At 61.1% G+C, this 13,198-nt stretch carries 12 protein-coding genes; 4 read left to right on the forward strand and 8 right to left on the reverse strand.

All coding sequences use genetic code 11. The annotated features are described in order from the left end of the window. Positions 1–45 precede the first annotated feature (45 nt). The 4 genes from ACTJJN_RS05865 to ACTJJN_RS05880 all read left to right on the forward strand — a co-directional run bounded on the left by ACTJJN_RS05865 (position 46) and on the right by ACTJJN_RS05880 (position 5,285). Positions 46–798, forward strand: coding sequence for a hypothetical protein (locus tag ACTJJN_RS05865; RefSeq protein WP_004577465.1), 753 nt, complete (start codon positions 46–48; stop codon positions 796–798). 46 nt (positions 799–844) lie between these two features. After that, on the forward strand, positions 845–2,125 hold the full coding sequence (locus ACTJJN_RS05870; protein ID WP_004577464.1) for a hypothetical protein: 1,281 nt from the start codon (positions 845–847) through the stop codon (positions 2,123–2,125). A gap of 135 nt (positions 2,126–2,260) precedes the next feature. Beyond that, on the forward strand, positions 2,261–4,462 hold the full coding sequence (locus ACTJJN_RS05875; protein WP_012052568.1) for an LTA synthase family protein: 2,202 nt from the start codon (positions 2,261–2,263) through the stop codon (positions 4,460–4,462). A gap of 94 nt (positions 4,463–4,556) precedes the next feature. After that, positions 4,557–5,285 carry a DUF899 domain-containing protein gene (locus ACTJJN_RS05880; RefSeq protein WP_012052569.1) on the forward strand — a complete coding sequence of 243 codons (729 nt, stop codon included), beginning with the start codon at positions 4,557–4,559 and terminating at the stop codon, positions 5,283–5,285. Between the two features lie 439 nt (positions 5,286–5,724). Here the strand turns inward: ACTJJN_RS05880 and ACTJJN_RS05885 are convergent, their stop codons facing one another. The 8 genes from ACTJJN_RS05885 to ACTJJN_RS05920 form a co-directional block, all read right to left on the reverse strand. Continuing rightward, the gene (locus ACTJJN_RS05885; protein WP_012052570.1) at positions 5,725–8,193 is read right to left on the reverse strand and encodes a phosphatidylinositol-specific phospholipase C domain-containing protein; all 2,469 of its coding nucleotides are present in this window, start codon (positions 8,191–8,193) and stop codon (positions 5,725–5,727) included. Between the two features lie 268 nt (positions 8,194–8,461). Further along, entirely contained in the window at positions 8,462–9,085 is a 624-nt protein-coding gene (gene ureG, locus ACTJJN_RS05890; RefSeq protein ID WP_012052571.1) for an urease accessory protein UreG, read from the reverse strand. Positions 9,086–9,096: 11 nt separating this feature from the next. Beyond that, positions 9,097–9,771 (reverse strand): urease accessory protein UreF, encoded by a 675-nt coding sequence (locus ACTJJN_RS05895; RefSeq protein WP_003253924.1) that lies wholly within the window; start codon positions 9,769–9,771, stop codon positions 9,097–9,099. Next, entirely contained in the window at positions 9,771–10,316 is a 546-nt protein-coding gene (locus tag ACTJJN_RS05900; protein WP_003253925.1) for a HupE/UreJ family protein, read from the reverse strand. The genes ACTJJN_RS05895 and ACTJJN_RS05900 overlap by 1 nt, the downstream gene beginning before the upstream one ends. An 18-nt stretch (positions 10,317–10,334) precedes the next feature. Continuing rightward, complete coding sequence (gene ureE / locus ACTJJN_RS05905) at positions 10,335–10,844, reverse strand: urease accessory protein UreE (protein WP_392521975.1); 510 nt, start codon at positions 10,842–10,844, stop codon at positions 10,335–10,337. A gap of 9 nt (positions 10,845–10,853) precedes the next feature. Continuing rightward, complete coding sequence (gene ureC / locus ACTJJN_RS05910; RefSeq protein WP_014591285.1) at positions 10,854–12,557, reverse strand: urease subunit alpha; 1,704 nt, start codon at positions 12,555–12,557, stop codon at positions 10,854–10,856. After that, positions 12,554–12,871, reverse strand: a complete 318-nt coding sequence (locus ACTJJN_RS05915) for an urease subunit beta (RefSeq protein WP_102885441.1) — start codon at positions 12,869–12,871, stop codon at positions 12,554–12,556. Before ACTJJN_RS05915 ends, ureC begins: the two co-directional genes overlap by 4 nt. 19 nt (positions 12,872–12,890) lie before the next feature. Next, positions 12,891–13,193, reverse strand: coding sequence for an urease subunit gamma (locus ACTJJN_RS05920; protein ID WP_003253929.1), 303 nt, complete (start codon positions 13,191–13,193; stop codon positions 12,891–12,893). Between the last annotated feature and the right edge of the window lie 5 nt (positions 13,194–13,198).

The following is a 13,198-nucleotide window of genomic DNA, read 5'->3' on the forward strand; positions in this document are numbered from 1 at the left end:
CGACTGTTCTAATGACAAGGAGCATGAAGCTCCAGGGAGCATTTCATGAAGACTTCATTGTGGTTGGCCATCGCCTGCCTGGCAGCCAGCTTGCCCAGTCACGCAGAGGCGTTGAAACCCATCGAACTGAAGGACCAGGAGCTGGCCAACCTCCGGGGCCGCTATGTGATGCCCGGACGAATCGTGAGCTTCGGCATTGTCATGTCCAGCACCTGGCAAAATGCAAAAGGGGATGTGATCGGGGCAACGTCCACGCTGCAGGTTCAGCAATCGACCATCAAACCCCAGTTCTATGTCTCGATGATCGATAGAAAAGGCGCAGGTACGGCGCCGAGCAGCGCGTCTGCTGCCGGGACTGGCGTGGTAACGGGCGGCAACGGCCTGACCACCACCGAAGGTGTGACCCAGGTGGTCCGTGCAGCCGGTGACAACAACGCCGCTTACAACAACGTCGATATCAATGTGACCAAAGCCAACCAGGCCCCCGCCGTACAACAGCAAGGCCAGGTACTGGCCGCCGGCCAGACCCTGGTCGGGGAAAATGGCGCCGGCGCGCTCAGTGTGTCCTCAAGCGGTGTGGGCGTGCAGCTCAACATCAATGCCAGCAACAACCAAGGCAGCAGCGTGCAACGCCTGGCCCAAGGTGGCCTGCTGCAGAACTCGACGCTGCTTGGCAACGGCAACCTGGTCAACAACGTCACCACCCTGAACGTTGTCATGCGCGAGAGCGTGCCGACAGCGGCTTCCCTCAACGGTAGCCTCGACCAGCTCAAAGGTCTTCGCACCTTCGGATACTGATCTACGCTCAGTCTCATCAAAAGTAGTTGGAAGGGACGGCAACTCCATGTACCGATCTTTTACGCTCAGAGCTTTTGTGTGCTTGACTACCTTGGCCCCCGCCACCGCACTTTACGCAGCCGCCGACCCACAAGTCGAAGCGCTGAAACAGGAACTGATTGAACTCAAACGCCGCTATGAGGCACAGCAACAGGCGCTGATGGTGCTGGAGCAACGTGTGCGCCAGGTCGAGGAGGCCCCTGCTGCCGCGCAACCCAAACGCTTGGTCAAGTCTCCGGCCGAAGGGGTGAAAGGTGCGCAGACCGTCGCCTCTGGCGCACCGGGCACTACGGGGAGCTCCTACGGCCAGGCGCTGACAGCCGATTCCGAGCCGGCGCAAAGCGTTTCCAACCTGTATGACGAAGCCAGCGGATTCTTTGGCGGGGGCAAGTTCAGCTTCGAAACCGGCGTTACCTATACCCATTACGATACCCGTGCGCTGACCCTCAATGGCTTTCTGGCACTGGACTCGATCTTCCTCGGCAGCATCAACCTTGACCGGATCAAGGCTGACAACTGGACCCTGGACATGACCGCGCGCTACAACCTGGCGCAGCGCTGGCAGTTCGATATCAACGTCCCCGTGGTTTACCGCGAGTCCACCTACTCGTCTGGCGGTGCGGGGGGAGCCGGGGCAACCACTTCCGATGCCAGCGTGACCCGCGACCCGGAAATCGGCGATATCAACGTCGGGGTGGCCTACAAGTTCCTCGACGAGGACGAAACCTGGCCTGACGCAGTGGCCACCCTGCGAATCAAGGCACCGACCGGCAAAGACCCCTATGGCATCAAACTGCGCGAGGTGGACGGCAACAACAACCTCGCAGTACCGGAAAGCCTACCGACCGGCAACGGTGTATGGTCGATCACACCGGGCATCTCGCTGGTCAAGACCTTCGACCCGGCCGTGCTGTTCGGCAGCCTGTCCTACACCTACAACATGCAAGACTCGTTCAGCGACATCAGTCCGCAGGTGAACAGCAAGGTGCCGGGTGACGTCAAGCTTGGCGACTCGTGGCAGATCGGCGGTGGCATCGCCTTTGCCCTTAACGAAAAGATGAGTATGTCGTTCTCGGTATCCGACCAGTTCGCCCGCAAGAGCAAGATCAAACCTGATGGCGGCGACTGGCAATCGATCTCCAACAGTGACTACAACGCCGCCAACTTCAACATCGGCCTGACCTTCGCCGCCACCGACAACCTGACCATCGTGCCCAACCTGTCCATTGGTCTGACCGATGACGCACCTGACTTTTCTTTCAGCCTGAAATTCCCTTATTACTTCTGATAGTTGCCATCGGCCGGGCCCGTGCGAACGGGCCCGACTTTGGTTACAAGCCTTGTAACCGGCCGCCTTCCCTGCCCTGGCCTGATATCATCAATCACAGATGCATGACGATTTAATGGCAAAAGGGAAGTTTTTGTGAAGAACCTGTCCGACCACCCAAGCACCCGGCTTGCCGCTTTGGCGGCCCTGGTGCTGGTGATCCCACTGGGTACGCGCGCCATGCTGGGTTGGTCCAACCCGTTCGGTTACCTGTCCGATCTCGCCCTCGGCAGCCTGTTGATAGTGCTGCTACACCGCAGGCCGTGGTGGCTGGCGCTGCCCGTGCTGCTGGCCTGGGCGGCGCTGTGGGTGGCCTCGGCCGAACTGGTAAGCGCAGTGGGCCGACTGCCCACCAGCGCCGACCTTAACTACCTGACCGACCCGCAATTCATGGAGAATTCGACCGGTGGCGGCCTGGCCCATGCCTGGCTGCCCTGGGCCCTGGGTGGCGGCCTGCTGGCCTGGCTGGCCTGTGCGTGGCTACGCCGTGCACGGCGTAGCCAGCCACTGCCGCGCAAAGCCTGGGCCATACCCGTACTGCTTTTCGGCGCGCATTGGAGCAGCCAGCAGCTGGTACCTTCCGATGCCGACCAGTGGCGGCAATACAACCTCCCCCACCAGTTGATGTCTGCCGGCGTCGGTAATCTGCAACGCCAGGTCGAAGGCTGGATGGGCCGCACGCAAACCTTCACCCCGCTGGCCAGCAGCGGCCTGACTCAATCCGACTTGCATGGGCAAAGGCTGCTTGCCGGCCCTGGAAGCGCCCGCAACTTGCTGGTGATTACCCTGGAAGGCATCCCGGGCGCCTACCTGCAGCCTAACCGCCAGGCGCTGAACAGCCGTTTCAACGACGACTTGATGCCCAAGCTCAGCAAGTGGGCCGAGCGCGGCATGAACACCCCAGACTACGTGCTGCACACCCACCAGACCATCCGTGGCCTGTATGCGATGCTGTGCGGCGATTACGACAAGCTGGCCAATGGCACGCCCAAGGGCGTAGAACTGCTGACCCAGAACGAACGCAACCAGGCCTGCCTGCCGGCGCAATTGCGCCAGGCCGGCTTCACCACCCACTATCTGCAAGGCGCGGGCCTGCGCTTCATGGCCAAGGACCGCATCATGCCGCACATCGGTTTCGATTCGGTGCATGGCCAGGAGTGGTTCGGCAACAAGAACTACCTGGACTTCCCGTGGGGCAAGGATGACCGCGCCTTCTTCGAAGGTGCCCTGGGCTATGTGGGCCAGCTGCAGAAGCAGGACAAGCCATGGATGCTGACGTTGCTCACCGTGGGCACCCACCAGCCCTATTCGGCGCCGGCCGAGTACCTCGAGCGCTTCAACACACCGAAACAGGCAGCGGTCGCCTACCTGGATGACGCAGTCGGGGCATTTCTTGACAATCTCGAGCGCCAGGGCGTCCTCAAGGACACACTGGTGGTGGTGACTTCCGACGAGTCTCACGGCATCGATGGCGTGCGCCTGGCCTCGTCCTGGGGCTTCAACCTTACCCTGGCGCCGGAGCAAGCCCAGCTGCCAACCATCAAGCGCGGCACCTACGGCCATATCGACCTGGCCACCTCGCTGCTCGACTACTTCGCACTGCCCATTCCTGTGGCGCTTGGCGGTCGCTCGTTGTACCGCGACTACGACAGCGGCCGCGAAATGATCTCCTACACCAACGGCATGCTGCGCTACCACAATGGCCAGGGCCTGTTCACCGAATGTGACTTCCAACAGCGCTGCCGGCGTTATGCCAGTGAGGGCTTTATCGCCGACCAGGCCCGCTACCTCGGGCCGGCCGACAGCTTGCTGGGTCAACAGATCGGCGCATTGGCCGGGGTGCTCGACCAATCCTTGCTGCAAACCCCACTCAACCTGCGTTACCAGTTTGGCGGCCCTTCGCCGATCAAGTTGCGCAAGCGCATTCACGATGACTGGGCCGACAACCTCATTGGCGCCCAGTATCTGGAAATGCCCGGAGGCTCGCATACCCGCGTGCGGGTCAAGGTCCGCTCGCTGGACCCTGAACGTGCGGCTTATATCCGGCTCAAGGCCAAGCAGTTGGAACAGGACGTGCCGCTGGGTCTGCCAGATGAGGTAAAGGTCACTGCCGACGCGCCACTGGAGATGGAGTTCAGCTTCGACAACCCGACCGAGCGCAAGGCGTTTTCCTTCCACTTGCTGGGCTATGGCGGCGGCAAGGTAGAAGTCAGCGACTTCAGCGTGATCACCGCCCTGCCGGGTGAGGATGACGACGCCGATGAATTGGCCGAGGGGCATATCGCTCATTCGGGCTAAGCAGGTACCGCTCATCGCCCGGACACCGGTGCTTGTCGAATCGACCTGGTCGTACTCGACCAAGGTGTGAATCCCCCAGCGAGGAGACAGCACCATGAGCACCCGCGAAAGCAGGCACCCGGTGGTTTCCCGCAGCCAGTGGCTGGCAGCTCGCCAGCAACTGTGGCTGCACGAAAAGGCGTTTACCCACCACCGCGACGCGCTAGCCGCAGCCCGTCGCGCCCTGCCTTGGGTAAAGGTCGAGCAGGATTACCGCTTCTTCGGCCCGAACGGCGCGTTGAGCCTGGCCGACCTGTTCGCAGACCGCAGCCAGTTGTTGCTTTACCACTTCATGTTCGCCGAGGGTTGGAGCGAGGGCTGCCCCGGCTGCTCTTTTCTGGCCGACCACTTTGACGGCGCCAACCTGCACCTGGCCCACCACGATGTGTCGCTGGTGGCGGTGTCACGGGCCCCGTATGCCGAATTTCAGGCATTTCGCCAGCGCATGGGCTGGCAGTTCCCGTGGTATTCGTCGCATGGCAGCCCCTTCAACGAGGACTTTGGCGTCAGTGTCGGCAGTGAAGGCCAGCGGCAGTACAACTATGAGCCGTATGAGGGCAATGAAAGCGAGCTGCCCGGCTTGAGTGCGTTTTTCCGCGAAGGCGACGGCAGCGTGTACCACACCTACTCAACCTACGCCCGCGGGCTGGACATTCTGGTCAATACCTACAACTTCCTCGACATTGCGCCACTGGGGCGCAATGAAGGTGGGACCATGGACTGGGTGCGGCACCATGACCGCTATGAAGGGCAACCGGACAAGCCTCACTGCTGTCACAGATGATGCAGGCAACACGCACACCTGCGGGAACGGTTTTACCAGCGAACACCGGCAGAGCCGGTGCCATCCACCGCGTTGGTTTCTTCGCGGGCGTGCCCACAGGGTTAGGCATTAACGCTGATGGTTGCCCGCAAAAACGCGTGCATATTTACCACATGTTGCACCGGGACGGGTTCGAGGGCGTACTGGCCGCAAGCGAACAGTTGCCGCTTCACGCTGAACTGGCGGGGGCCAAGAGCGGCGCTCTTCTCCCTCGCCAGTCAAACGCTGCTGGATACCTTGATGCAGGTGCACGCTGACGCGCCGCCAGCCGAATATACCGGGAGGATAATCGGGCTGCCCTTACCCACCTGAGTGGTAGAACAATCAACGGAGCCACCAGTTGCTCGCCGAAAGTCAACACACTGCGCGTTTCGCGACAATACAGAAAATAGACGTTGTATTATTCAGCGTCCACTTTGCCGTATTGAAGCAGATGCAACCATCTTATTTTGGCATTGGTGCCTATCCATCGTATCTCCCGGACGCCTTTGGGTAGACTAGTAGGTACATCCGACAGCAACGGCACCTCAAAGCCATCACCTTCAAAGTCTTTAGAGATGATGTATTGCCTGAAGCACAGCAACCCCAACCCGCCAAAGGTAATCAACCTGTTACGATTGTACGGCCGCGCCGCGAAACGCACGCTTCCGCCCTCGTTGCTGATGGCGGTTTCCCTCCAGAGTGGAATCAACGAACCGAAAGGTAGTTTTTTGCGGACCGGGTCACCGTCAAATAATGGCAGTGGATACATATTCACGTTGACTCGCGCCCCAACGGGTGGTTCCACTTCATCGCCTTCGTCGCGCCGTGAAATATTTGCGAGGTTTTGATTGACAATGGAGTTGACATACCCCGGCGTCACAAAATCCAGCAATACCACCTGCGGGGCACTCCAGTTAGCCGGGTAGCTATTAAGATTGTGTGCCAGTTTTTCATTGATGACTTTCGCCATTTTTTCGACCGAATCCGCCCCGCTCTGCGGGGTGCGAGTCCAGTTGAGCATGAAGCCGACGCCATATTCACCCGGCACATGCCTTGCCCACTTACCCAACTGATCTTCAATCACAGCATCTGTGTCTTTCGAATTAGCGTAGTCATCCACAATTTGATACGCATCCCAAGAATTTGGACCCTTTGTTTTTCTATAAAACCCTGAGTCAGGCGCATCCATCAACCCTTCACTGACCACCAGCATTTTCCCGCGCAAATCCTCCAGGATAAATTGGTTCACCGGTTTGCGCTCACCCGGTTCGGCACTGACTTTGTGCAGACGATTCGCATGGCGATTAATCATCGTTTGAATGGCTGAAACGTCAGCGTCGGGTATATGCGTGAAGCTCAAGATCACGAACTCTCCGCGATTTTCTGTCAAGAACGTGTCAACGGAAGTGAGTACTTCGTCGAGCGTCGCGCCGTCGCATCCCGGCCCCGTGCCGGTGCCTGTCCGATGGTAACAAAGCAGTTGACCATCAGCGCGAGCGACCCGGATATCCAGGTAACGAACACCCATCCGGAGTTGCTCCGCAATGGAGGCGCGTTGCGCTCTAGATGCTGCCTCACCAAAGCCTCCCCCGGTGCAATTATGCAGTGGGCCATACATGCCAGCGTTATGGCTGCCGGGAAGCACCATATCTTGCACGCGAGTCGTACCTATCAATCTGGTCATCCACGCCTCGGTGGGCAGCGCATTTAGCGATCCCTCGTATACGAATATTTCGTCGTCCGTGAGCGGCTCTCCGCCGCGCTGAAAATACATCGAGGCATCAAACTCCCCGTACGGCGTCGGCGCCTTACCCTCCACTCGAACCCAACGCTTACCATCGTCCGGGTTGCGGGCACCAATGGCGCCGAACCACCAGTTATTTGATGTTCCTGTATGACCTTGAGCGATGAAAACGTCCTTGAATACCAGCGTTTGGTCCATGCCACTGAAACTACCGCCCGTCACGGTCAGTTTCAACGTGCCTTTGAAACCAAAATTGAGCTTACCTGGAGCATGCCCGAACGTATTCTCGGAATCACTGATGTAGCTACTGAACCAGTTCGCGACAGCGTCCGTACCGTGCCGCCCCACCTTGAAGCTCATAGTTCCATTGCTGGAGAAACTTCTTGTAAACGGTGGGTCGATATAGTTATCAGGATCTTGGCCACTGGAAACCTTCGCCGACGTAATTTCGTAGGAGCCATAAACAATCTCGTTAGCCGTTCCAAAGGGTTGGCCATATTTGGACCGGAAATGCACCTTGTTATCGTGATACGTCTGCTCCACGTCTGCCTGCGGTTGAACTGCCTCGGCTCGCGCCTTTTTCCCGGCGAGCAGTACCAAAGGACGAAATGCCCAGGTCGCGCCAAGCGTACTCAACTGTTCAAAATTACAAGCCCCGTGGACAATTCTTTCCTCAGCATCCCTAATCCAATAGGGAAGAGCGAATTCATAGTCCGAAAGATCACCTGTAAAACCATCAGCGTACAGACTGAACCTGACACCTGACCCGTCGTGATATAAAATCTCCCAACCATCGGCGTATTGTACTTCTGACTGACCGTCAGTCTGCAGACTGTGCTTCACGAAGGGTGAATTGGTATCGCTCAACGGAGCACTTTCACTAGCTGCGGAGGGTGCTGCGTTCATTGTGGGTCTGACCGTTCCAATCCTTCGCCTCCAACGGCCATCAGGGTTGGTAAGTGTCACTACCTCCATGTCAAACATACCAGGCCTGACAAGCATGGCCGGACGTTCAATTTCTTCGAATTCGCCCCAGTCTACCGGGTCTGTACATTGCTTAGGGGTGTAGACACGGATGAGCACGTCCCCGGAGGGACTGATAAAACTGATCTCTTCGAATTCGTCGCTCGCCAGTTCAGTCATGACCATCCACCTGCTTCCGTTATAGGGGATGTCAGCATTGCACTCGGCAAGCACAGGCTGCTACTGGCAAAAATATCAGTTCTGGGGCCGGGAAATAGCAAACGCGAAGACGAAAAAAACCCCGGAAAGCCTTGAGCTACCGGGGCCAGTGCGCCCTGGCCATCGACAAGCAACTGTTGCCAGCGTTGGCGCAGTTCAACAAACGCGCGTAATTCATTTACCCAGGACCGGTCCCTTCGCGGGACAAGCCCGCAGGGACCTCGATCTGTCAGGCTCGCGCACCCAGCATCCCGCGCTCGACGATAAAGTCGATCACCGCCTGCAACCCCTCGCCCTTCTTCAGGTTGCTGAAGGTCCAGGGCCGCTGCGGCCGCATACGCTGGGTGTCGCGTTCCATCACTTCCAGTGAAGCCCCGACATAAGGCGCCAGATCGGTCTTGTTGATCACCAGGAAGTCGGACTTGGTAATGCCTGGGCCGCCCTTGCGCGGGATTTTCTCGCCCTCGGCCACGTCGATCACGTAAATGGTCAAGTCAGCCAGCTCCGGGCTGAACGTGGCGCTGAGGTTGTCACCGCCGCTTTCCACGAAAATGACTTCGAGGTTACCGAACTTGCGCGCCAGCGCTTCGACCGCCGCCAGGTTCATCGAGGCGTCTTCACGAATGGCCGTGTGCGGGCAGCCGCCAGTTTCAACGCCAACGATGCGCTCCGGCTCAAGGGCGCCGGCCTCGGTGAGGATGCGCTGGTCTTCCTTGGTATAGATGTCGTTGGTAACCACGGCAATCTGGTAGTGATCGCGCATGGCCTTGCACAGCGCTTCCAGCAGAGCGGTCTTGCCAGAGCCGACCGGGCCGCCGACACCGACGCGCAGGGGTTGTTGATAGCTTTGCATGCAGGCAGTCCTCAGGAACGGAACAAACGGGTGTATTGGGTTTCGTGACGCGATGAAGCGATGGCCAGCAGCGGCAGGCCGCCGCCAAGCTGGTCATCGCCCAGGGCCAGTGCCTGGTCCAGTGCAGCGGGCAAGTCGGCGCCAAGGTCGCGCAGCAAGGTCTGGGCAGCCTGCTGGCCGAACGGCACCAGCTTGACCCCGGCCATGACCGCGCCCTCCAGCCAGGCAAAGCCATGGCCCAATGCCAGTTGGCGCAACGGGATGGCCCAGTGCGCAGCCAGCCAGGCCATGCCGCCCAACTGGGTCAGCTCAAGGCTGGCGCGCCAGGCGGGTGCCTGGCCCAGTTGCCAGCCGTCGAGCAACCGCGCCAGCGCTGCGCCGCGCTGCTGTTCTTCCAGGCGCAGCTCGGCGGTTTCGCGGTTGGCCAGCAAGAACCGGCTCCAGTGACCGAACGCTTCGGCGTCCTCAGCCTGGCAGGCGTGGTACAGACGCGCCAGCACCGGCCAGTCGAGGCAGGCCAGGGTGTCGTGAACCTGCTCACGCTGCCAGCCGACAAAACTGTCCACGCCCCGAACCCAGCCGGCCTCGACCGCCCACTCCAGGCCTTGCGAATAGGTAAAACCACCCACCGGCAAGCCGGGGCTGGCCAACTGCAGTAGGCGCAGCAGCGCCAGGTCGCTGTTCATCAACCGGCCAGCACCAGCGCGGCGCCGGCCAACAGGCCACCGCCAAAGGCCTTCTGCAGGCCGCTGTGGCGGCGCAGCAGGCAACCGACTGCAAAGCCCGCCGCCAGCAGCAAGCCGCTGACCACGACAAACCCCGCGCTGAATTGCCAGAACGCGCTCGGCGTGGCTTCTACGCCATGTGCCCAACCATGGAACAAGGCGAACACCGGCATGGCCATGGCCAGCAGCGACTGGCGGCTCGGCAGCAGCACCGCCCCGGCAGCCACCAGCAGCGACACGGCAATCAGGGTTTCCATGCCCAGCACATCGCCGAACAGGTGACCGCACACGGCGCCACCGAACATGGCCGCCAGGGTCGCCAGGGGCAATGTCAGGTTGCGCCGGGTCAACGCGGCGAGCACGCCGGTGCCCAGCAGCATCAGCAGGTGATCAAGCCCGGTCAGCGGGTGCAGCAGGCCGTCCTGCAGCGGGTTGCTGTCATGGCCCGGATGGGCGAAGGCTGGCAGTGCCAGCATCAACAGAAACAGGGCGAAAGTCTTTTTCATCGGTTGCTCCAGGGCAGTTCAGGAATGGGCAGGCAGGCGTACGAACGGGTGATCGTGGCCATGGGCATGGCTGTGGCTGTGGCTGTGGCCATGCGGTGCACTTTGGTAGGCGCCCGCTTCAGGCTCGAACGGGGCCTGTTCGGCCTCTACCGTCAGGCCCAGCCCCCGCAACATGTCGTCCAGCACATGGTCGTGCTGGAAGCGCAACAGCCCGGGTTCGATCTGCAGCGGCACATGGCGGTTACCCAGGTGGTAGGCGGCGCGGGCCAACAGGTGTGGATCGGCACAGCGCACCGTCGACACCGCCTCGGGCGCCGCCAGCACGCGGATCAGCTGGGTGCCCTCGGCATCGGCCAGCAATTCACCTCCGCGCAGCAGGTGGCCGCGCTCCAGCATCAGCCCGGCTTCGCGGCCATCGTCCAGGGTTACTCGCAGGCGGCTCTTGATACGGCTGTCCACGTCGAGGGTGACAGTGCCACTGACAACCCGCGTACCGGGTTCGGAGATACGGCGGCTCAAGACAATCATGGGTGCTCCTCAGAACAGGAAATAGCGCTGGGCCAGCGGCAGTTCGCTGGCCGGCTCGCAGACCAGCAGCTCGCCATCAGCACGCACCTGATAGGTCTGCGCATCGACTTCGATCAGCGGCTGCAGGGTGTTGTGGACCATGTCCGGCTTGCGTACCCGCCGGCAGCCGTTGACCACGCCAATCAGGCTGCGCAGGTTAAGCTCCTCTGCCAGCCCGCGGTCCATTGCCGCCTGGGGCAGGAATGTCATGCGTGTGGCATGCCGGGCCGCCCCCAGCGCGCCGAACATCGGCCGATAGTGCACCGGCTGGGGGGTGGGTATGGAGCCGTTGATGTCGCCCATGGGCGCGGTGACGATCATCCCGCCCTTGAGCACCAAAGCCGGCTTGACCGCAAAGAACGCTGGCGACCACAGCACCAGGTCGGCCAGCTTGCCGACCTCCACCGAGCCCACTTCGTGACCGATGCCATGGGTGAGTGCCGGGTTGATGGTGTACTTGGCGATGTAGCGCTTGACCCGAAAGTTGTCGCTGTACGGGGTGTCCGGTGCCAGCGGCCCGCGACGCAGCTTCATCTGGTGCGCCACCTGCCAGGTGCGCAGCACCACCTCGCCAACCCGGCCCATGGCCTGGGAGTCGGACGAGGTCATGGCAAAGGCGCCCATGTCGTGGAGGATGTCCTCGGCAGCGATGGTTTCGCGGCGAATGCGCGACTCGGCGAAGGCCACGTCCTCGGCGATGCTCGGGTCCAGGTGGTGGCAGACCATGAGCATGTCCAGGTGCTCGTCCACGGTGTTGATCGTGTACGGCAGGGTCGGGTTGGTCGAGGATGGCAGCACGTTGGCCTGCCCCGCCGCACGGATGATGTCCGGGGCATGGCCGCCACCGGCACCTTCGGTATGGAAGGTGTGGATGGTGCGGTCGCCGATGGCCGCCAACGTGTCTTCGATACAGCCCGACTCGTTGAGGGTGTCGGTGTGAATCGCCACCTGGATATCCATTTCCTCGGCCACGCCCAGGCAACAGTCGATGGCTGCTGGCGTAGAGCCCCAGTCTTCATGCAGTTTGAGCCCGACAGCACCTGCGGCAATCTGCTCGCGCAGCGCGTCCGGCCGCGAGGCATTGCCCTTGCCCAGCAGCCCGATGTTGATCGGCAAGCTGTCGGCGGCCTGCAACATGCGCGCAAGGTACCAAGGGCCGGGCGTGCAGGTGGTGGCATTGGTGCCAGTGGCCGGCCCGGTTCCACCGCCGATGAACGTGGTGACACCGCTGTTCAATGCCTCGTCCACCTGCTGCGGGCAAATGAAGTGGATATGCGAATCGACCCCCCCGGCAGTGACGATCTTGCCCTCGGCCGCGATCACCTCGGTCCCCGGCCCAACCGGCACGTTCACGCCCGGCTGCACATCGGGGTTGCCGGCCTTGCCGATCACCGCAATGCGTCCATGCTTGATGCCAATGTCGGCTTTGACGATGCCCCAGTGGTCGATGATCAGCGCATTGGTCAACACCAGGTCCATGGCCTCGGCCGCCAGCATCTGGCCCTGCCCCATGCCATCACGAATAACCTTGCCGCCGCCGAACTTCACCTCTTCGCCGTAGATCGTGAAGTCTTTCTCGACCTCCACCCACAGCGCAGTGTCGGCCAGGCGCACGCGGTCGCCAACCGTGGGGCCGAACATGTCGGCATAGGCCTGACGGGAAATACGGCTCATGCCCTGCCCTCCAGCGCGCCCATCACCTTGCCCTGAAAACCATAGACCTCACGCTTGCCGGCGTACGCCACCAGTTGCACGGTACGCGCCTGACCCGGCTCGAAGCGCACGGCAGTGCCGGCCGGGATGTCCAGGCGAAAGCCCAGGGTTGGCGCACGGTCGAATAACAGCGCGTCGTTGACCTCGTAGAAGTGGTAGTGCGAGCCGACCTGTACCGGCCGGTCGCCATGGTTGGCCACACTGACGCTGACCGTTTCTCGGCCACTGTTCAACTCGATGTCGCCCGCGGCGACCTGGATTTCACCTGGGATCATGCGACGCTCCTTGGCGGTTTCAGACGATGGGGTCATGCACGGTCACCAACTTGGTGCCATCCGGGAAGGTCGCTTCGACCTGTACGTCGTGAAGCATTTCAGCGATACCGGGCATCACTTGCTCACGGGTCAGCACTTCACGCCCCAGGCTCATCAGCTCGGCGACTGTGCGGCCATCGCGGGCGCCTTCGAGCACCGCGGCACTGATCAGCGCCACGGCCTCCGGGTAGTTGAGCTTCAGGCCACGGGCCAGCCGCCGCTCCGCCAGCAGCGCGGCAGTGAACAGCAGCAGTTTGTCTTTCTCTCTCGGGGTAAGCTCCATGGCGC

Origin of the sequence: Pseudomonas sp. 22515, assembly GCF_052044625.1 — a bacterium.
Classification (GTDB): domain Bacteria; phylum Pseudomonadota; class Gammaproteobacteria; order Pseudomonadales; family Pseudomonadaceae; genus Aquipseudomonas; species Aquipseudomonas alloputida.